Raw genomic sequence first — 19,711 nt, forward strand, 5'->3', positions numbered from 1 at the left:
GTCGCGCCGTTCGGCCTTTCCGACGAGTGCTTGTCGAGCGGAAAACTGTTCGGTGCGGGCTCCGACGGCGTGGTCTGCGAGATTCTTCGGATCCGCGGCCTAGAGTTTTCTCCCGTGACGCTCGAACTGAATGCCGACCCGATCGACCTCACCGCAGCACTGGTGGACATTCCCAGTGTCAGTGAGGACGAGTCGCGCATTGCGGACGAAGTGGAGCAGGCGCTCCGCGAGCAGACCACGGGCTTCGAGATCATCCGCAGCGGCAACGCCGTGCTGGCGCGAACCAACCGCGGACTGGGATCGAGGGTGATGCTCGCCGGTCATCTCGACACGGTTCCCATCGCGGACAACGTGCCGTCGAGGCGCGAACACGACAGCGCCGAGGGCGACATTCTGCACGGGTGCGGAACCGTCGACATGAAGTCGGGAGACGCAGTGTTCCTGCATCTCGCCGCGACGATCGACAATCCTGCCCACGATCTGACTCTGGTGTTCTACGACTGCGAAGAAATCGCGGCCGCCCGCAACGGACTGGGCCGCATCGAACGCGAACTTCCCGAGTGGCTCGCTGCCGACGTCGCGATCCTCGGTGAACCGTCCGGCGGCTTCATCGAAGCCGGTTGCCAAGGGACGCTGCGGGTTCGGCTGACGGCGTCGGGAACGCGGGCCCACAGCGCACGTTCGTGGCTGGGAGACAACGCAATCCACAAGTTCGGCGCAGTGCTCAACCGGCTCGCTGCCTACCGCGCCCGCACAGTCGACATCGACGGCTGCGTGTATCGGGAAGGGCTGCAGGCGGTTCGGATCTCCGGTGGGGTGGCGGGCAACGTCGTTCCCGACGCGGCCGAACTCGACGTCAACTTCCGGTTCGCGCCGGATCGCAGTGTCACCGAGGCCGTCGAGCACGTTCGTGAGGTGGTCGAGGGACTCGATCTCGGCTTCGAGGTCACCGACTCCTCGCCCGGAGCGCTTCCCGGTTTGAACCAACCCGCCGCGGCCGCTCTCATCGAGGCTGCGGGCGGACAGTTCCGAGCCAAGTACGGCTGGACCGACGTCTCCCGGTTCTCGGCGCTCGGGATCCCGGCCGTCAATTACGGACCCGGCGACCCCAACCTCGCGCACAAGCGCGACGAACGCGTGCCCGTCGAGCAGATCACCCACGTCACACAGGTGCTCCGGAGCTACCTCTCTGCCCGATAGCCTGGACGGCATGAACAGCGACGAGCGAGCTGGTAGCGAGAAACCGGCCAAGCACAAGGGATCCGTCGTACTCCGGCGCAGCCGGAACACCGAGACGTCCACCTCGGATCAACGCCTGCTCGACGAGCGGGGGTCAGGAAACTGGATCCACTCCGACACATGGCGAGTACTGCGCATCCAGAGCGAATTCGTCGAGGGTTTCGGCGCGCTCGCCGAGGTACCGAAGGCAGTTACGGTGTTCGGTTCGGCGCGCACTCCCGTCGACCATCCCGAGTATGCCCGAGCCCGGCAACTCGGAGCAGCTCTCGCGAAGGAGGGCTACGCCGTCATCACCGGCGGCGGACCCGGCGTGATGGAAGGGGCGAACCGCGGGGCGAGCGAGGCCGACGGCTATTCGATCGGGCTCGGTATCGAGCTCCCGTTCGAGCAGGGCCTCAACGAATGGGTCGATCTGGGTGTCAACTTTCGCTACTTCTTCGTGCGCAAGACCATGTTCGTGAAGTACTCCCAGGCATTCGTGTGCTTACCCGGTGGTTTCGGTACTCTCGACGAACTCTTCGAGGCGCTGACCCTGGTGCAGACGGCCAAGGTCACCAGGTTCCCGATCGTGTTGCTGGGCAAGGACTTCTGGTCGGGACTGCTCGAGTGGCTCGAGACGACTCTCGTGAAAGAAGGCAAGGTGTCCGAGAAGGACCTCGATCTGATCCACTGCACCGACAGCGTCGACGAGGCTGTCCGCATCGTCCGCGAGGCCCAGCAGTGAACGATCGTGCATCGACCTCACACCCGGTCAGCGTCTGCGTCTACTGCGCGTCGGGTCCGGTCGACGCCTCGTTCATCGAGCTCGCTCGTGAGGTCGGCACCGAGATCGGTCGACGCGGTTGGCAGCTCGTCTCGGGCGGGGGCAACGTCTCGATGATGGGTGCGGTTGCCGCGGCGGCGCGGGCAGCAGGCGGGAACACCGTCGGCGTGATCCCGAAGGCGTTGGTGCATCGCGAGGTAGCCGACGTCGATGCCGACGAGCTGATCGTGACCGACACGATGCGCGAGCGGAAGAAGATCATGGAGGACCGCGCCGACGCATTCATCACCCTGCCGGGTGGGATCGGGACGCTGGAGGAGCTGTTCGAGACGTGGACCGCGGGCTACCTGGGCATGCACAGCAAGCCGATGGTGATGCTCGACCCATTCGGACATTTCGACGGCCTGATGCAGTGGATCGACGGCCTGCAGCCCGCCGGGTTCGTGCAGCAACGGGCCCTGGACGCCCTGGTCAGAACAACGACCGTCGACGCAGCTCTGGACGCCTGCACGACGTTGTGACAGGTCACCAACCGAGCGCGGGCAGTGAGATGCTCAAAGTTGTTACTCTCTAGTAGGGTTAGTTATCTCACATCGTCTTCAAAGGGGAGTTCATGGCTGTCGATGCCCGTCAGAAAATCGGAGTGACCGACCTCGCGGTCGCGTTGCCGAAAATGGTGACGGAGGTGCCGAGTCTGCTCAAAGGGCTGGCGGGGTTCACTCGCAAGCCCGACCACAAGGTGTCGATAGGCCTGATCTTCCAGGACGCCGCAGCCAAGCACACCAACCGTCCGTTCGTGCGTTTCGAGGGGGAGTCGACCTCGTACAAGGACGCGAACGAGCTGGTCAATCAGTACGCCGCGGTCTTCGCCGACCACGGTGTCCAGCGCGGAGACGTCGTCGGCGTCCTCAGCAAGAACCGCCCCGAGGCATTGTTCGCGGCGCTCGCTGCCGTCAAGCTGGGTGCCACCGCGGGAATGCTGAACTACAACCAGCGCGGTGATGTGCTCGAGCACAGTCTCGGCATTCTCGAGGCACGGGTTCTGGTGCTGGACGAGAACGCGCAGGAAGCTCTCGATTCGCTCGACGGGGAACCGAAGGTCGGGTCGGTGCTACCGCTGAAGAAGCTGGCCGAGCTCGCGACACAGGCCCCGAAGGCGAACCCGAAGGTGACCGCGGAGATCCAGGCCAAGGAGAAGGCGTTCTACATCTTCACCTCGGGCACCACCGGCATGCCGAAGGCCAGCCTGATGAGCCACTTCCGCTGGCTCAAATCGATGTCCGGTCTGGGCAACATGGGCGTGCGGCTACGCAGCAACGACGTCATCTACTGCTGCCTGCCCCTTTATCACAACAATGCTCTGACGGTGACGCTGTCTTCCGTGCTCGCAGGCGGCGCGACGATGGCCATCGGCAAGCAGTTCTCGGTGAGCAACTTCTGGGACGACATCCGCGTCAACAAGGCAACCGCGTTCACCTACATCGGTGAGCTGTGCCGTTACCTGCTGACGCAGCCGAAGAAGAGTTCCGACCGCGACAACTCGGTCAAGCTCATCGTCGGCAACGGACTGCGTCCGGAGATCTGGGAAGAGTTCACCGAACGATTCGGTATCTCCCGCGTAGCCGAGTTCTACGGTGCCAGCGAGTGCAACATCGCGTTCATCAACGCACTGAACATGAAGAAGACCGCAGGCATCTGCCCGCTTCCGTATGCCGTCGTCCAGTACGACGAGGAATCCGGCAAGGCCAAGCGTGGCCAGGACGGCAAGCTGCGCAAGGTCGGCAACGGTGAGATCGGACTGCTGCTGTCCAAGATCACCGATCGGGCACCGTTCGACGGGTACTCCGACGACAAGGCCACCGAGAAAAAGATGGTGCGCGACGGGTTCAAGGACGGCGACGCGTGGTTCGACACCGGCGACCTGGTCCGCAAACAGGGCTGGATGCACGTCGCGTTCGTCGACCGCCTCGGTGACACCTTCCGCTGGAAGGGCGAGAACGTCGCCACCACGCAGGTCGAGGGAGCCCTCGGTGGGCACTCGTCGATCGACGGTGCCGTCGTCTACGGCGTCGACATCGAAGGAACCGACGGCAAAGCAGGCATGGCTGCGGTGACGCTGCGCGAGGGCGAGACCTTCGACGGCAAAGCGATGGCCGAGCACCTCTACGACAAACTCCCTACATACGCGGTACCGCTCTTCGTCCGCGTCGTCGACAGCCTCGAGCAGACCTCGACGTTCAAGAGCCAGAAGGTGGCCTTGCGCAAGCTCGGCTACGAGGAAGACAGCGCCAGCGACCTGTACGTGCTGCGCGGCAAGTCCGGTGGCTACGAGAAGGCGTACGACGGTTACGTCGCCGAGGTCGCCGCAGGCAAGGCCCCTAAGGGGTAACGAGCAAACTCGCGGTCAGTGTGATCTCGAGCCACTGTGCGTAGCGGTCGGTCGTCCAGCCCGACCGCTCGCACAGCATTCGATGCATTTCCGGGCTGGTCAGTGCCCAGATCGTCGTTCCTGCCGTTTCGATGTCGACCGCCAGTTCTCCGCGCGCTCGAATCCACTCGGCGATCTGCATCATCGCCGCCCGACGTTGGCGATCTTGAATGTCCTGTCGCAGCGCCGCGATGTCTTCGTCGACGGCAGCTGCTCCGACGAGGATGTCGTCGAGCGCCCTGACCCGCGCGACCTGGCGGGCCATTCCCGACGCGAACATGCGCAGCTGAGTCCGTTGATCGCGTTCGTCGCGCACTGCGAGGGCAGGGGCGCGCTGCATGATCGGCGTCGGATCGCTGTCGCCGCCGATGTCCAGATCGATCAGCTCCCGCAGCAGCGTCCGCTTGTTCTTGAAGACGTGGAACACGGTGTCCGGCGAGACCTCGGCGGCGGCCGCTATGGACGGAACTGCTGTCTTCGCATAGCCGTGCTCGAGAAAGAGCGTGCGCGCCGCCTCGATGATGCGTAACCGGGTGGCTTCGGCATGCTCCCGTCGAACCGTGGAGTCGTACTTCCTCTTGACGTTCTCGGCCATCGGACGGAGTATATCCATATTCATCCGAGTGTCACATGAACGAATTGGGGCGTCATGGATATTCAGCAGGCCAAGATCCGAGTTGGACGTGTTTTCGAGGACGGATTCGGACGAGGTGACCTCTCGGCCGTCGACGCGGCTCTCGCGCCGACCGCGGTCGATCGGCATGCGTTCGGCCCCGACGAACCGGACATAGCGACACACCTGAAAGGGGCCATCGCGATGTTCCGGTCGGCGATGCCGGATCTCGACGTCACGATCGGAGACCTGTTCGGGGAAGGCGATCGCGTCGCCGCGCGGGTGGAGATGCGCGGTACGCACACGGGTTCGCCGCTGTTCGGCATCCCCGCATCCGGCCTACCCGTGTTCATCGAGCAGTTCCACGTCATCGAACTCGACGACGAGGGGCGAGGTGCTCGGCATCGGGCCAATGTGGGTGCCGACACCATCGCGCTCGAGCACGCCCGCCGAAATGCCACTATGGATGAATGAGCACTCTCTGCGGCAAGTCGGTGCCCGACGATCGCGCACTCGTCATGGCGATCGTCAACCGCACTCCCGACTCGTTCTACGACAAGGGAGCCAACTTCACCGATGACGCGGCGATGGCGTCGGTGCACCGGGCCGTGGCAGAGGGTGCCGACATGATCGACATCGGAGGTGTGAAGGCCGGCCCCGGTGACGCCGTCGATGCCGAGGAAGAGATCCGCCGCGTCGTTCCGTTCGTGGAGGCCATCCGGGACGCCTATCCGGAGATGCTGATCAGTGTCGACACCTGGCGCAGCGAGGTCGCTCGACTGGCCTGCGGCGTCGGCGCGGATCTGATCAACGACACGTGGGCCGGGGCCGACCCCGAGTTGGTACGCGTCGCTGCCGCCGAGGGCGTCGGCATCGTCTGCTCCCACACCGGCGGCGCCGTGCCACGGACCCGCCCGCATCGGGTTCGGTACGCCGATGTGGTGGCCGACGTCATCGCCGAAGTCACCGCCGCCGCGGAGAACGCTGTCGCGGAGGGGGTGCGAAAGGATTCGATTCTGATCGATCCGACGCACGATTTCGGGAAAAACACCTATCACGGGCTCGAGTTGTTGCGTCGCGTGGACGATCTTGTAAACACCGGGTGGCCTGTGCTCATGGCGCTGAGCAACAAGGACTTCGTAGGCGAGACTCTAGGCGTAGAGCTCGCCGACCGGTTGGAGGGAACATTGGCAGCGACAGCATTGGCCGCAGCAGGCGGGGCCCGAATGTTCCGGGTTCACGAAGTTGCGTCGACCAGAAGAGTCGTCGACATGGTGGCAGCGATCCAGGGTCTGAGAGCCCCGGCGCGAACGGTCAGGGGTCTGGCATGACACTCGCAGATCGAACGGACGTGACCCGGGCGTGGTCGGAGACCAACAGCTGGGACACCCCGCAATGGTCCATCGCCGAGCTCGAGGCCGCCAAGGCGGGCCGAACGGTGTCGGTGGTACTCCCGGCACTCAACGAGGAACAGACGGTCGCCGCCGTCGTCGACACGATCCACCCGTTGCTCGGTGGCCTCGTGGACGAACTGATCGTGTTGGACTCCGGCTCGACGGACGACACCGCTGTGCGCGCTACGGCGGCCGGCGCGCGTGTCATCAGCCGCGAGGAAGCGGTGCCGGGCATCGATCCGGTGCCGGGCAAGGGCGAGGTGCTGTGGCGATCGGTCGCCGCGTCGACCGGTGATCTCATCGCGTTCGTCGATTCCGACCTGATCAACCCCGATCCGGCCTTCGTGCCCAAGCTGCTGGGCCCACTGCTGATGGGCGACGGCATCCATCTGGTCAAGGGCTATTACCGGCGTCCACTGCGGACAAGCGGAACCGAGGATGCCAACGGTGGTGGCCGCGTCACCGAGCTGGTTGCCAGGCCGCTGCTCGCTGCCTTGCGTCCGGAGTTGACCGGTGTCATTCAGCCCCTCGGCGGGGAGTACGCGGGTACCCGCGAGCTTTTGTCCGCGGTGCCGTTCGCGCCCGGTTACGGAGTGGAGATCGGGCTGCTGCTCGATACCTACGACAGGCTCGGCCTGCGGGCCATCGGCCAGGTGAATCTGGGTGTGCGCAAGCACCGCAATCGCCCGCTGGTCGAACTCGGAGCGATGAGCAGGCAGATCGTCGGAACGATGCTCAATCGGTGCGGCATGGTCGATTCCGGTGCCGGTCTGATGCAGTTCCGTGTCGAGGGCGATTCGTTCGAGCCGTTCTCCACCGAGGTGTCCTTGTTGGACCGACCGGCGATGAACTCGCTGAAATAGCGTGTCGGTCGGGCGTGACAAGATCGTGGCATGTTGACGCTGCTGATCTACATCGTCGTCATTGCCGTGGTCGCTGCCGCATTGTTCTTCGTGGCTTCGGCGGTGTTCGGTCGCGGTGAGGAACTGGGCCCGCTGCCCGAGGGAGCCACCGCGACCGTCCTCCCTGCGGAGGGCATCACGGGAGCCGACGTGCACGCGCTGAAGTTTCAGCAGACCCTGCGGGGATACAAGCCGAGCGAGGTCGACTGGGCACTCGAACGACTCGGCGGCGAAATCGACATGCTCCGGTCGAGATTGTCCGCAGCCGAGGCCGGCGAGCAGCTGTGGTCGCAGGCAACGGTGTCGTCCGAGTCCCGGACGTCCGCGGGCGAGGATTCGGTTGCCTCCGAGCCCGACGAGCGATGAGTGCGGTTGCAGGGCCGGACGGCAGGCTGCGCTGTCCCTGGGGAGCCACCGACAACGAGGTGTACCGGGACTACCACGACACAGAGTGGGGACAGCCGCTCCACGGCCGCAACGAGCTCTACGAGCGCCTGTGTCTCGAAGCGTTCCAGTCGGGACTGGCGTGGATCACGATCCTGCGCAAGCGCGACAGTTTCCGCAGTGCGTTCGCCGGCTTCGATCCCGAGCAGGTGGCCCGCTTCGGCGACGCCGACATCGAACGGTTGATGAACGACGCGTCGATCGTGCGTAATCGGCTCAAGATCGAAGCAGCAGTGAGCAACGCGCGGGCCATCGTGGAACTCGACGACACCGACCTCGATACTCTGCTGTGGTCCTTCGCTCCCGAGCCCAGGTCGGCGCGCCTGACTGAGTTCTCGGACGTGCCCGCCTCGACTGCGGAATCGACGGCTCTGGCCAAGGAACTCAAGCGTAGGGGGCTGCGATTCGTCGGTCCGACAACCGCATACGCCTTGATGCAGGCCACCGGAATGGTCGACGATCACCTGTCGGGTTGCTGGGTGCAGGTCGCGAATACCGACTCCGGTTCCCGGTATCGACGGCGATAGGGAAGAATGGCAGACAACACCCGTCGCCCCGCGACGAATTTATCTTTTAGGCCGAGGCGCCGAGCTGATGGGCGCAGATCTGGAGGGAGCAGAGGATGGCGGCGATGAAGCCCCGGACTGGGGACGGTCCCCTCGAAGCAACCAAAGAGGGACGAGGAATCGTCATGCGTGTCCCGCTCGAGGGGGGCGGCCGTTTGGTCGTCGAGTTGACCCCCGACGAGGCCGCGGCACTCGGTGACGAACTGAAGGGCGTCACCGGCTGATCGCCGGGTCGATCGATTTTGTCGCTCAGCCCCGCTCGCCGTACCGGCAAGCGGGGCTTTGTGTTGTATTCACGTCCGTTGTGCCCGCCGAAGCTGCGATGGAGGGAGGCGTCCGATGCTGACCGACGTCGTCGATGTGCTGTTGTGTCCGCAGTGCCGGGCACACGAGGTGGACTCGGGGCTCGGTGTGGGCGACACCGATCGAACGCTGTGGTGCGATCGAGGGCATTCGTTCGACGTCGCCCGGCAGGGTTACGTCAGTTTGCTGACCGGTGACGGCGGCAAATTCACCGGAGACTCGGCCGCGATGATCGCGGCGCGCGATGTGTTCCTGGGGGAGGGGCACTTCGACGCGATCGCCGCAGCGGTCTCGGCGGCCGTCCCGACGGACGGTGAGGTGGTGCTCGATGTCGGGGTCGGCACCGGCCACTATCTCGCGGCTGTGCTCGACGCCCGCCCCGGAGCCTTGGGGGTCGGTGTCGACGTGTCGAAGTTCGCGGCCCGGCGCGCCGCACGGGCGCATCCTCGGCTGGGGTCCGTGGTCGCGGACATCTGGAGCGGACTTCCGGTCCGTTCAGGGGTTCTGTCCGCGGTGACGTGCGTGTTCGCTCCGCGCAACGCCGGGGAACTGCATCGGGTTCTCGTCGACGACGGCGTGTTGGTCGTCGTCACCCCGACGTCGCGTCATCAGCGTGAGCTGCGGGGGCCACTGGGCCTGATCGGTGTCGAGGAGGACAAGACCCGCCGCCTGAGCGAATCGTTGTCCGGCCTGTTCGAGCCGGCGGCCGAATCCCCGGTCGAGTACTCGATGATGCTCTCGCACAACGATATCGAGGCGCTGATCGGCATGGGCCCGTCCGCGCGGCACGGTGATCCCCACGCGCGGTCCGCGGCGCTGGCGCAGTTGCCGGAGATCGTAGAGGTCACCGCGTCGGTGACGGTGTCGAGCTACCGACGGCGCGCCAAGGCGTCGTTGTAGACGGCGAGTGTCTGCTTCGCGATCGACGCCCACGAGAACTCGGCGACTGCTCGCTCGCGTCCGGCCTTGCCCATGGCCGTCGCCAGCGTCGGATCGAGGGCGACCTCGTTGACGGTGTCGGCCAGGTTCCGCTCGAAGGACTCGGGCTCGTAGGAGTTGTAGTGCACCAGGCGTCCGGTGCGGCCCTCGTCGACGACCTCCGGGATACCGCCGACATCCGATGCCACGACGGCGGTCTCGCAGGCCATGGCCTCGAGGTTGACGATGCCGAGTGGCTCGTACACCGACGGGCAAACGAAAACCGCTGCTGCAGAGAGTATTTCGCGGATCTTGTCGGTGGGGAGCATGTCCTTGACCCAGAACACGCCGCTGCGCTGTTCGGCGAGCAAAGCCACTGCCCGCTCGGTTTCTGCGGCGATCTCCGGGGTATCGGGTGCACCTGCGCACAGGACGAGCTGGATCGACGGATCGAAGTGGTGGGCCGCGGCGATCAGGTGGCCCACGCCCTTCTGCCGGGTGATGCGGCCGACGAACGCGACGATCGGCTTGCTTCGGTCGACGCCGATCTCGTCCAGAGTCGCGGTGCCGTGGTCTGCGAACCAACGCTCGGTGTCGATTCCGTTGCGCACCACATGCACTCGGCTGGGATCGAGCCGCGGGTAGGCGTCGAGCACATCCTTGGCCATGCCCTCGCTGACCGCGATGACGGCGTCGGCGTACTCGACGGCGTTCTTCTCGGACCAGGACGAGATGCGGTACCCGCCGCCGAGTTGCTCGGCCTTCCACGGCCGTCGCGGTTCGAGTGAGTGTGCAGTGAGGATGTGCGGAACGTCGTACAACTCGGCGGCGAGGTGGCCCGCGAAGCCGGTGTACCAGGTGTGTGAATGCACCACGTCGGCTCCTGCCGCGGCGTTCGCCATCCGCAGCTCCGCCGACAGCGTCGTCAACGCGGCGTTGGCTCCGGCCAGTGCGGGATCCGGATCGTGCACCTGCGCGGTCTCTCGCGGCGCGCCCATGCAGTGGATGTCGACCTCGCACAGCGATTTCAGCTGCGCGGACAACTCCGTGACATGAACTCCTGCGCCACCGTAGATCTCCGGGGGATATTCCTTGGTCATCATTGCTACGCGCACGTGAACGAACCTACATTCCCCGGCAGTTGTGCGTGTACTGCTAGCAAGGTTCTCTCGGTGCGGATAGGTTGAGTGGGTGAGGACACAACCGCACGTACTAGGGATTGTGCTTGCCGGCGGAGAGGGTAAGCGCCTTTACCCGATGACCGCGGACCGAGCCAAGCCAGCCGTTCCCTTCGGGGGCGCCTACCGACTCATCGACTTCGTACTGAGCAATCTCGTCAACGCCGGTTACCTCCGGCTCTGCGTGCTCACTCAGTACAAGTCCCATTCACTGGACCGCCACATCTCGCAGACGTGGCGGCTGTCCGGGTTCGCCGGGGAGTACATCACTCCGGTTCCGGCGCAGCAGCGTCTCGGACCCCGGTGGTACACCGGCAGTGCCGACGCCATCTTCCAGTCACTGAACCTGGTCTACGACGAGGACCCCGAATACATCATGGTGTTCGGTGCCGACCACATCTATCGGATGGACCCGGAGCAGATGGTGCAGCAGCACATCGACTCCGGTGCAGGCGTCACCGTCGCCGGCATCCGAGTTCCGCGCAGCGAGGCATTCGCCTTCGGGTGCATCGACTCCGACGAGAACGGCAAGATCACTCAGTTTCTCGAGAAGCCGGCTCAACCGCCCGGCACCCCCGACGACCCCGACGTCACCTACGCCTCCATGGGCAACTACGTCTTCACCACCAAGGTGCTCGTCGACGCCATCAAGGCGGACTCCGAGAACGTCGACTCCGATCACGACATGGGCGGCGACATCATCCCGGCGCTCGTCGAAGCGGGCGTCGCTTCTGTGTACGACTTCAACGACAACGTCGTACCCGGTGCCACCGAACGTGACCGCGGCTACTGGCGAGACGTGGGCACCATCGACGCCTTCTACGACGCCCACATGGACCTGGTGTCGGTGCACCCCATCTTCAACCTCTACAACCGTCGCTGGCCCATCCGCGGTTCGGCCGAGAACCTCCCGCCTGCAAAATTCGTTCAGGGCGGCCTGGCTCAGGAATCGGTCGTCGGTGCCGGCTGCATCCTCTCTGCTGCCACCGTCCGCAACTCGGTGCTCAGCTCCAACGTCATGATCGACAGCGGTGCGACCGTCGAGGGCAGCGTCCTGATGCCCGGCGTCAAGATCGGTAAGGGTGCCGTCGTACGGCACGCGATTCTGGACAAGAACGTCGTCGTCGGCGACGGCGAGATCATCGGCGTCGACCACGAACGCGACCGCGAACGATTCAACGTCAGCGCCGGGGGAGTCGTTTCCGTCGGCAAGGGCGTCTGGATCTAGAGCCTGCGGCATGTGAGCGGTGGAGCCCTCGGATCGTTTCGCGGGCTCCACTCCTGCCTCGTAGCCGGCTTCGAAATACCGCTCACATGCGGCGCAGCCGCTCAGGCCCGCGACGCGCAGATCAAACCGTCACCGAGGGGCAGTAGCACCGTCGTCAGGCGCTCGTCCTCGGCGATTGCCCGGGCGGCGGATCGGACGGCAACTGCGGTCGCGTCACGCTGGGCCGGATCGGCCACTCGCCCGCCGAGTAACGCGTTGTGCAGCACCAGAACTCCGCCGGGGCGGAGCAGTCGGACGCTCTCGGCGACGAAATGCGGGTGGTCTGCCGGACTGGCGTCGATGAACACCAGATCGTAGGTGTCGTCGGCCAGCCGGGGGAGCACGTCCAGAGCCCAGCCGTTGATCAACCGGGTGCGCGAGGGCGCAATTCCACCCGCGCGGAACGCTTCTCGGGCCGCGCGTTGGTGTTCCGGTTCGGTGTCGATGGTGGTGAGAACGCCGTCCGCGCGCATCCCGTCGAGCAACCACAGACCGCTCACTCCCGCGCCCGTTCCGATTTCGACGACCGTCTTCGCGCCGAGCATCTGAGTGAAGATGGACAGAATCGCTCCAACCGAGGGTGGGACCGGTGCGGCACCGAGGTCGACGGCTCGCTCTCTGGCTGCGATCAGAACCTCGTCCTCCTGGGCGGAGTCTTCGGCGTAGGCGAGCATCTTCTCGGCGTTGGTCGGCACGACCCGAGGTTATCGTGCCCCGGCACATTCTCACGCACACATTCTCAGGTGCGCCTCAGCTGATTCATACCGGACCCACACCCGGGTCCGTCAGGCTGTGGAGGAATCGAAGGTCCGTCTCGATTGCGAAGTGTGAGCTGGAACATCCGAGGGTAGTCGTCGGTTGAATCAGAAGGACGTACGCAGTCCTGAGCAGGAGGATCCAACTATTTACAAGATCAACGGCGATCGCGACACCGCGCGTCTACCCGAGTCAGTACCCACGCCCGACGATCTCAGCGGCACCGCAGTGTTCGATGCGACCGGCGAGGACTCCTCCATGCCGTCCTGGGACGAGTTGGTTCGCGAACACGGCGATCGCGTCTACCGATTGGCATACCGCCTCTCCGGCAACGCTCAGGATGCCGAGGACCTGACGCAGGACACCTTCATTCGGGTGTTCCGCTCCCTGTCCAACTACCAGCCGGGCACCTTCGAGGGCTGGCTGCACCGCATCACCACCAATCTGTTCCTGGACATGGTTCGTCGCCGCAGCCGCATCCGCATGGAAGCCCTCCCCGAGGACTACGACCGCGTCCCCTCCGACCGGCCCAACCCCGAGCAGATCTACCACGATGCGCGCCTCGACCCGGATCTGCAGTCCGCGCTCGACTCGTTGGCACCGGAGTTTCGCGCCGCAATCGTGCTGTGCGACATCGAAGGGCTGTCGTACGAGGAGATCGGTGCGACACTGGGCGTCAAGCTCGGAACTGTTCGCAGTCGCATTCACCGTGGACGCCAAGCTCTACGCGAGTACCTTCGAGTGCACGGGAAGGTCGACTCGGGTCACGCAAGTGTCCACTAGCTACGAGGAGGGTTGGATGACGCAGGCGCGCAAGCGAAGGCAATTCAGCTCCACCGAACATCTGGCCAGTGAGGCCGTCGCTGCGTACGTCGACGGCGAGTTGCGAATGCCCGCCTACCTCCGCGCGGCCGATCACCTGTCCGAGTGCCCGGAGTGCGCCGCCGAGGTGGAAGCCCAGCAGCAGGCGCGCAAGGCGCTTCGCGGGGCCGGCGAGATGTCGATGCCGCACTCGCTGCTCGGTCTGCTCAGTCAGATACCGTCCTGCGCGGGCGAGGACCGGCCGGCCCACACCAAGCGAACCTTTCTTTCCGCTGTCGCCGACGTCCGTCGTCGCCGACGCTGACTGCATCCACATACGCGCGACGACTTCTCACCTGCATCGAAGTTCTCACCTGCATCGAGCCGAGCCGACCGCTCGAGTGATACTGAACTCTCACACCGACGTATGCGAGGGGTAACCGGACGCGTGACATCGAATTCGACCAGCACCGAGACCGCAGGCACCGACCCGGCGGAGATCGAGCCCGACGGCTTCGGTTCGGCCGGACCGGAAGGTCCGCGGTTGCCACCTCGTCCGGTGTATCGACCCTCCGTCGACCCGGTTTCGGCCTCGGTGTTCGGACGCCCCGATGATGTCGACGGTTCGTTCTCTCCGCGCAGGCCCGGTGAACAACTGCCCGCGCGTGTATCGGTGCGGCCACCCGATCCCATCCTCGCCGAGGCTTTCGGACGCCCGGACGACGCGCGAGAATCACTTCAGCGCGACCCGAACGCCGAGAACGAGAGCGACACCCCTCCAGCTGCACCCGAGGATCCCTGGCGTGACCCCAACGCGCGAGTGTCGTTGGGCGGCGCGGCCGTCGACACCCCACCCCCTCCCGTTCTCCCAGCGGGCACCAAGCTCGGTGTGCGCGACGTGTTGTTCGGTCGCTCGGTCTCGATCAGGGCCCTCGTCGTCCTCGGTGTCGTCGCTCTCGTCATCGGGTTGGTCGGTGGACTCTTCGGTCGTCTGACCGCCGAGGTGGCCGGCGCACTGACCAGTCAGAAAGTAACGCTGACCCAGTCCAGCGGCGACGACATCCCGCGCGGCCAGATCAGCAAAGTCGCCGACGCCGTTCTGCCGTCGGTGGTATCGATCCAGGTGACACTCGGCGAGACCGGGGGCACCGGCTCGGGCGTCGTGATCGACGCCGACGAGGGCTACATCGTCACGAACAACCACGTGATCTCCCTCGCGGCATCCGACACGGAAAATTCGACGCTCGAAGTGACGTTCTCCGACGGCACCAAAGTGCCCGGACGCATCGTCGGCCGCGATACCAAGACCGACCTCGCCGTGCTCAAGACCGACGTCGGCAACCTCACCGAGGCCCAACTCGGTAACTCGGCCGACGTTCGCGTCGGGCAGGACGTCATCGCCGTCGGGTCGCCGCTCGGACTGAACAAGACCGTCACCTCGGGCATCGTCAGCGCGCTCGACCGTCCCGTCTCGCTGTCGGGGGAGGGCACCGACACCAACGCCGTCATCGACGCGGTGCAGACCGACGCTGCCATCAATCCCGGTAACTCCGGTGGCCCGCTCATCGACTTCGAGGGCCGCGTAATCGGCATCAACTCGGCCATCCGAAGCGAGAGCGGCGGTTCGGTGGGCCTCGGCTTCGCCATTCCCGTCGACGAGGTCACCGAGGTCGCGAACGCGTTGATCAAGGACGGGGTCATGCGGCACCCGGACATCGGGGTCAACGCACGCTCGGTCATCAACGAGACCTCGGCGGGAGCCGAAGTTGCCAACGTCCGCTCGGGAGGTCCCGCGCAGCAAGCCGGAATCGTCGAAGGGGACGTCATCACCAAGGTCGGAGATCGCGCCGTCGGCGACGCGGACGAACTCGTCGTCGCGGTGCAGGCGACCACGATCGGTCAGCCGGTTCCGGTGCAACTCGTCCGGTCGGGGCGGTTGGTCGACCTCTCCGTCACGCCGGTTTCGGACTGACGACGTAGGCTGGCAGGCGTGTTCGGCAACATCGGTTGGGGAGAGCTCGTCATCCTCCTCGTAGCAGCTCTCGTCATCCTCGGCCCCGATCGCCTCCCCGGCGCTATCAGCTGGGTGTCCAAGTCGATCCGTCAGGTCAAGGACTACGCCAACGGCGCGAGCCAGCAACTCAAGGACGAGCTGGGCACCGACTTCGAGGACCTCCGCAAGCCCCTGGCGGATCTCAATCAGCTTCGGGGCATGACCCCGCGGGCCGTGATCACCAAACACCTGCTCGACGGTGACGACTCGATCTTCAAGAACCCTGTGGAAGACACATTCAAGGGCAAGCCCTTCGACGCCAAACCGAAAAGCTCGGGTGGACCGACGCCTCAGGCCGGTGCGGTGTCGATGAGCAAAGACGCGCCGAAACTCGCGGCGGGCGATACGCCGCCGATCGACGCCGACGCCACGTAAGCCCCAATCCTTCCCCGTTCGGTCCCACCCGTCCGCGTCAATGGACCCTTGCATACGTCTGAGCGCGGAAATGGTCCATTGACGCCGACCCCGCTGCTGCGTGAATGGACCCTTGCATACGTCTGAGCGCTGCAGTGGTCCATTCACGCCAACCGGGGGAGCGGGAGCGGGCGGGCTGGGGGAGTAGGCGGGGTTGGCGGGCTAGAGCACCTTGTTCAGGAAGTCCTGAGTTCGGGGGTTCTGTGGGTTTCCGAACAACTCGTCGGGTGTGCCTTCTTCTACGATGACGCCCTCGGCCATGAAGATCACTCGATCCGATACTTCGCGCGCGAAGCCCATTTCGTGGGTGACGACGACCATCGTCATACCGCCCTGGGCGAGGTCGCGCAGCACCTGCAGTACTTCGCCCACCATCTCGGGGTCCAGGGCGCTGGTGGCCTCGTCGAACAGCATGATCGACGGGCTCATGGCCAAGGCTCGTGCGATGGCGACGCGCTGCTTCTGCCCGCCGGAGAGGTTGGCGGGCTTGTACTCCGCGCGATCGGACAGACCCACTTGCTCGAGCAGCTTCAACGCCGCTTCCTTGGCCTGTGACTTCGACATCTTCTTCGTCTCGACGGGCGCCAGCATGACGTTCTGCAGGGCGGTCATGTGCGGGAAGAGGTTGAAGTGCTGAAACACCATGCCGATGTTCTGGCGCACCTTGTCCAGGTCGACGTTCTTCGCCGTCAGGTCGGTACCGTCGACGACGACCGATCCGGCGGTGATGTCTTCGAGCTTGTTGAGGCAGCGCAGGAACGTGCTCTTGCCGGAGCCCGACGGTCCGATGACGCACACCACTTCACCGTTGGCGATCTCGGCGTCGATGCCTTTGAGGACCTTGTTGTCGCCGAATGCCTTCTCGAGGGCCTTGATCGAGATCTTCGTTCCCGGCCCCTTGTCGACCGGCAGGTCCTTGGTCAGTTCGGTGCTCATTTGTTGATCCTCTTCTCGAGCCGGTTCGACAGCTTGGTGAGAGCCATGATGATGATGAAGTACAGGACGCCGACGATGAGCCACATGTTGAACGACTCGAAGTTGCGGGCAATGATCAAGCGACCGGTCTGGGTGAGTTCGGCGAGGCCGATGACCGAGAGCAGTGACGTGTCCTTGAGCGTGATGACGAACTGATTGATGTACGACGGGATCATCGTGCGAATTGCCTGTGGCATCACCACTTTTCGCATGGACTTGAGGTAGCTGATGCCGAGGCTGCGTGAGGCTTCCATCTGGCCCTTGTCGACGGCGAGGATGCCGCCGCGGACGATCTCGGCCATGTAGGCACCGGCGTTGAGCGAGAGCGTGATGATGCCCGCGGTGAAGGCCGACATCTGGAAGTTCAGGGCCGCAGGCACACCGAAGTAGATGAAGAACGCCTGCACCAGAAGTGGTGTGCCACGGAAGATGTCGACGTAGGTGGTGCCGATGCCGCGGAGCACGATGTTGGTCGAGACTCGGAAGAGGCCGAAGATCCCACCGAGAACCAGTGCGATGGCGATGGAGATGACGGTCAGGACGATGGTCAGCCACAGGCCTTTGAGCAGCAACTGCCAGCTGCTGGCGATCAGGCCGGGAATGGAGGTGTCGGCGGTGGAGGCCTCGGCGTTGAGGTACGTGTCGAGGATCTGGTCGTATTGACCGTTGGCGCGCAGGTTCTCGAGGCCGGTGTTGAACTGCTCGAGCAGTTGCGCGTTGGTGCCCTTGGCGACGGCGAATCCGTAACTGGCACCGGCTTCTTTCTCGGTGACGGTCTTGAATCCGTTGCCTTGCGTGATGCCGTACGCGAGCACCGGGTAGTCCTCGAATGCCGCTGCCGAGTTGCCGGTGCGAACTTCCTCGAACATGGTCGCCGAGTCGTCGAAGCTGCGGATGGTGAAGCCGTACTGATCGGCGATCGATCCCGCGAACGTTGCGCCCTCGGTGCCGTTCTTGACCGCGACGGATTTGCCGCGCAGGTCCTCGTAGCCCTTGATTTCGTCGTTGGACTCCAGAATGGCCATCTGGACACCGGAATCGAAGTACGGCTCGGAGAAGTCGAACGTGGCCTTGCGCTCGTCGGTGATCGACATTCCGGCGATCATGCCGTTGAACTGGCCGCTGGTGACGCCCTGCAGGGCCGTGTCGAAGCCGACCTGCTCGACGGTGTATTCGAAGCCCTGATCCACCGCGATGGCGGCGAGCAGGTCCATGTCGATTCCGACGAGTTTGCCGCTCTCGTCCTGGAATTCGAAGGGCGCGAAGGTGGTGTCGGTCGCGATCGAGTAGTTCTGCGCGGGAGGGACGGGTTGCGCCGACGCGAGGCCGGGGCCGAGCAACGATCCCAGCAGGGTTATCAGCAGTGCGATCAGGACCGGAACGACGACCGGCCTGATCCGATGCGGCTTCTTCATGAAGGCCACTCTCTATCGACAGTAGGATTGAAGGCAAATCATAAGGTTTCAACCCTGTTTCCGACGCCGATTGTCGGGTATAGCCGTCGTTTCTAGAGCTTGCGTGCCGAATCGATACCGAGCGACATTCCGACCAGTCCGCGCTCACGCACAGCCAGCTTCGCGGCTACGGCTTCGAGTGCTTGTGCCGCAGGCGATTCCGGGTTGCTCAGCACGATGGGTGTGCCGGCGTCGCCGCCCTCGCGGACTGCGGTGTCGAGTGGAATCTGACCAAGCAGGGGAACGCTGGCACCCACGGCTTTGGTCAATCTGTCCGATACGTCCTGTCCGCCACCGGATCCGAAGATGTCCATGCGCGTGCCGTCGGGCAGCTCGAGCCATGACATGTTCTCCACCACACCGGCGACGCGCTGACGAGTCTGCAGCGCGATTGCGCCCGCGCGCTCGGCCACCTCGGCCGCGGCCTGCTGCGGAGTGGTGACCACGAGGATCTCGGCACTCGGAATGAGTTGTGCGACAGAGATTGCCACGTCTCCGGTACCGGGGGGAAGATCGAGCAGCAGGACGTCCAGATCGCCCCAGAAGACGTCGGCCAAGAATTGCTGCAGTGCGCGGTGCAGCATCGGACCGCGCCAGACGACCGGGGTGTTGCCCTGCGTGAATTGGGCGATCGAGATGAACTTCACGCCGTGCGCCTGCGGCGGCATGATCATCTTCTCGACCTGTGTCGGCCGTGCGTCGTTGCCGAGCATGCGGGGCACGGAGTGCCCGTAGATGTCGGCGTCGAGCACACCGACCGACAGTCCACGAGCGGTGAGGGAGGCTGCCAGATTGACCGTCACACTGGACTTGCCGACGCCGCCCTTGCCCGACGCCACCGCGTACACGCGCGTCAGGGATCCGGGTTGCGCGAAGGGAATGATCGGCTCTGCGGAATCGCCGCGCAGGGACTTGCGTAGTTCGGTGCGCTGCTCGTCGTTCATCACGTCGAGTTCGACCGTTACTGTGCCGACGCCTGCGACGTCGGCGACTGCGTTCTTGACGCGGTCGCTGATCTCGGTCTTCATCGGGCAACCGGACGTGGTGAGGTAGATGCCGACGCCGACGGCTCCGTCGTCGGAGATGTCGATGCTCTTGACCATCCCGAGGTCGGTGATGGGTTTGCGGATCTCCGGGTCGATCACCTTGGAAAGCGCGGTCCGAACGTCGGATTCGGTCAATACAGCCATTGGCTCATGCTATGCGGTGGGCTGTGCGCCGATGAACAGCAGGGCAGGCCAGG

22 protein-coding genes are annotated in these 19,711 nt (G+C 64.7%); 16 read left to right on the plus strand and 6 right to left on the minus strand.

Annotation, left to right across the window (positions count from 1 at the left end):
* The first annotated feature begins 114 nt into the window (after window positions 1-114).
* The 4 genes from dapE to ACNEOT_RS08830 all read left to right on the plus strand — a co-directional run bounded on the left by dapE (window position 115) and on the right by ACNEOT_RS08830 (window position 4,391).
* On the plus strand, window positions 115-1,200 hold the full coding sequence (gene dapE, locus ACNEOT_RS08815; protein ID WP_415973493.1) for a succinyl-diaminopimelate desuccinylase: 1,086 nt from the start codon (window positions 115-117) through the stop codon (window positions 1,198-1,200).
* A gap of 10 nt (window positions 1,201-1,210) precedes the next feature.
* A complete protein-coding gene (locus ACNEOT_RS08820; protein WP_415973494.1) occupies window positions 1,211-1,963 on the plus strand; it encodes a TIGR00730 family Rossman fold protein in 753 nt (250 codons plus the stop codon).
* The gene (locus ACNEOT_RS08825) at window positions 1,960-2,523 is read left to right on the plus strand and encodes a TIGR00730 family Rossman fold protein (protein ID WP_415973495.1); all 564 of its coding nucleotides are present in this window, start codon (window positions 1,960-1,962) and stop codon (window positions 2,521-2,523) included. The genes ACNEOT_RS08820 and ACNEOT_RS08825 overlap by 4 nt, the downstream gene beginning before the upstream one ends.
* Window positions 2,524-2,615: 92 nt before the next feature.
* Window positions 2,616-4,391, plus strand: coding sequence for a long-chain-acyl-CoA synthetase (locus tag ACNEOT_RS08830; protein WP_415973496.1), 1,776 nt, complete (start codon window positions 2,616-2,618; stop codon window positions 4,389-4,391).
* Here the strand turns inward: ACNEOT_RS08830 and ACNEOT_RS08835 are convergent.
* Window positions 4,381-5,025 (minus strand): TetR/AcrR family transcriptional regulator, encoded by a 645-nt coding sequence (locus ACNEOT_RS08835; RefSeq protein ID WP_415973497.1) that lies wholly within the window; start codon window positions 5,023-5,025, stop codon window positions 4,381-4,383. The two genes, ACNEOT_RS08830 and ACNEOT_RS08835, sit on opposite strands and share 11 nt — an antisense overlap.
* Before the next feature lie 54 nt (window positions 5,026-5,079).
* Between ACNEOT_RS08835 and ACNEOT_RS08840 the strand changes: the two genes are divergently transcribed.
* From ACNEOT_RS08840 to ACNEOT_RS08870, 7 genes are all read left to right on the plus strand, one after another.
* Complete coding sequence (locus ACNEOT_RS08840) at window positions 5,080-5,517, plus strand: ester cyclase (RefSeq protein ID WP_415973498.1); 438 nt, start codon at window positions 5,080-5,082, stop codon at window positions 5,515-5,517.
* The gene (gene folP / locus ACNEOT_RS08845) at window positions 5,514-6,374 is read left to right on the plus strand and encodes a dihydropteroate synthase (protein WP_415973499.1); all 861 of its coding nucleotides are present in this window, start codon (window positions 5,514-5,516) and stop codon (window positions 6,372-6,374) included. The genes ACNEOT_RS08840 and folP overlap by 4 nt, the downstream gene beginning before the upstream one ends.
* On the plus strand, window positions 6,371-7,300 hold the full coding sequence (locus tag ACNEOT_RS08850; RefSeq protein WP_415973500.1) for a glucosyl-3-phosphoglycerate synthase: 930 nt from the start codon (window positions 6,371-6,373) through the stop codon (window positions 7,298-7,300). Before folP ends, ACNEOT_RS08850 begins: the two co-directional genes overlap by 4 nt.
* Before the next feature lie 30 nt (window positions 7,301-7,330).
* Entirely contained in the window at window positions 7,331-7,705 is a 375-nt protein-coding gene (locus ACNEOT_RS08855; protein WP_415973501.1) for a DivIVA domain-containing protein, read from the plus strand.
* Window positions 7,702-8,310, plus strand: a complete 609-nt coding sequence (locus tag ACNEOT_RS08860) for a DNA-3-methyladenine glycosylase I (RefSeq protein ID WP_415973502.1) — start codon at window positions 7,702-7,704, stop codon at window positions 8,308-8,310. The genes ACNEOT_RS08855 and ACNEOT_RS08860 overlap by 4 nt, the downstream gene beginning before the upstream one ends.
* Window positions 8,311-8,405: 95 nt before the next feature.
* On the plus strand, window positions 8,406-8,573 hold the full coding sequence (locus ACNEOT_RS08865; protein ID WP_008714277.1) for a DUF3117 domain-containing protein: 168 nt from the start codon (window positions 8,406-8,408) through the stop codon (window positions 8,571-8,573).
* Between the two features lie 115 nt (window positions 8,574-8,688).
* Window positions 8,689-9,552 carry a putative RNA methyltransferase gene (locus tag ACNEOT_RS08870; RefSeq protein ID WP_415973503.1) on the plus strand — a complete coding sequence of 288 codons (864 nt, stop codon included), beginning with the start codon at window positions 8,689-8,691 and terminating at the stop codon, window positions 9,550-9,552.
* Here the strand turns inward: ACNEOT_RS08870 and glgA are convergent.
* Complete coding sequence (gene glgA / locus ACNEOT_RS08875) at window positions 9,522-10,685, minus strand: glycogen synthase (protein WP_415973504.1); 1,164 nt, start codon at window positions 10,683-10,685, stop codon at window positions 9,522-9,524. The genes ACNEOT_RS08870 and glgA overlap by 31 nt on opposite strands.
* A 76-nt stretch (window positions 10,686-10,761) precedes the next feature.
* Here glgA and glgC point away from each other — a divergent pair, with 76 nt between their 5' ends.
* Window positions 10,762-11,976, plus strand: coding sequence for a glucose-1-phosphate adenylyltransferase (gene glgC, locus ACNEOT_RS08880; RefSeq protein ID WP_037191552.1), 1,215 nt, complete (start codon window positions 10,762-10,764; stop codon window positions 11,974-11,976).
* A gap of 101 nt (window positions 11,977-12,077) precedes the next feature.
* On the opposite strand, the gene ACNEOT_RS08885 is transcribed toward glgC, so the two are convergent.
* Entirely contained in the window at window positions 12,078-12,689 is a 612-nt protein-coding gene (locus tag ACNEOT_RS08885) for an O-methyltransferase (protein WP_415973709.1), read from the minus strand.
* A 238-nt stretch (window positions 12,690-12,927) separates the two neighbouring features.
* Between ACNEOT_RS08885 and sigE the strand changes: the two genes are divergently transcribed.
* The 4 genes from sigE to tatB all read left to right on the plus strand — a co-directional run bounded on the left by sigE (window position 12,928) and on the right by tatB (window position 16,000).
* Entirely contained in the window at window positions 12,928-13,554 is a 627-nt protein-coding gene (sigE, locus tag ACNEOT_RS08890; RefSeq protein ID WP_415973710.1) for an RNA polymerase sigma factor SigE, read from the plus strand.
* A gap of 16 nt (window positions 13,555-13,570) precedes the next feature.
* The gene (locus tag ACNEOT_RS08895) at window positions 13,571-13,897 is read left to right on the plus strand and encodes an anti-sigma factor family protein (protein WP_415973505.1); all 327 of its coding nucleotides are present in this window, start codon (window positions 13,571-13,573) and stop codon (window positions 13,895-13,897) included.
* A 102-nt stretch (window positions 13,898-13,999) separates the two neighbouring features.
* The gene (locus tag ACNEOT_RS08900) at window positions 14,000-15,544 is read left to right on the plus strand and encodes a trypsin-like peptidase domain-containing protein (protein ID WP_415973506.1); all 1,545 of its coding nucleotides are present in this window, start codon (window positions 14,000-14,002) and stop codon (window positions 15,542-15,544) included.
* Between the two features lie 18 nt (window positions 15,545-15,562).
* A complete protein-coding gene (tatB, locus tag ACNEOT_RS08905; protein WP_415973507.1) occupies window positions 15,563-16,000 on the plus strand; it encodes a Sec-independent protein translocase protein TatB in 438 nt (145 codons plus the stop codon).
* A gap of 201 nt (window positions 16,001-16,201) precedes the next feature.
* Here the strand turns inward: tatB and ACNEOT_RS08910 are convergent, their stop codons facing one another.
* The 3 genes from ACNEOT_RS08910 to ACNEOT_RS08920 form a co-directional block, all read right to left on the minus strand.
* The gene (locus ACNEOT_RS08910) at window positions 16,202-16,975 is read right to left on the minus strand and encodes an amino acid ABC transporter ATP-binding protein (protein ID WP_415973508.1); all 774 of its coding nucleotides are present in this window, start codon (window positions 16,973-16,975) and stop codon (window positions 16,202-16,204) included.
* Window positions 16,972-18,429 (minus strand): amino acid ABC transporter substrate-binding protein/permease, encoded by a 1,458-nt coding sequence (locus ACNEOT_RS08915; protein ID WP_415973509.1) that lies wholly within the window; start codon window positions 18,427-18,429, stop codon window positions 16,972-16,974. The genes ACNEOT_RS08910 and ACNEOT_RS08915 overlap by 4 nt, the downstream gene beginning before the upstream one ends.
* Window positions 18,430-18,521: 92 nt before the next feature.
* Window positions 18,522-19,658 (minus strand): Mrp/NBP35 family ATP-binding protein, encoded by a 1,137-nt coding sequence (locus ACNEOT_RS08920; protein ID WP_415973510.1) that lies wholly within the window; start codon window positions 19,656-19,658, stop codon window positions 18,522-18,524.
* Window positions 19,659-19,711 lie beyond the last annotated feature (53 nt).

The sequence above is a fragment of the Rhodococcus sp. 077-4 genome (assembly GCF_047782425.1).
GTDB lineage: Bacteria > Actinomycetota > Actinomycetes > Mycobacteriales > Mycobacteriaceae > Rhodococcoides.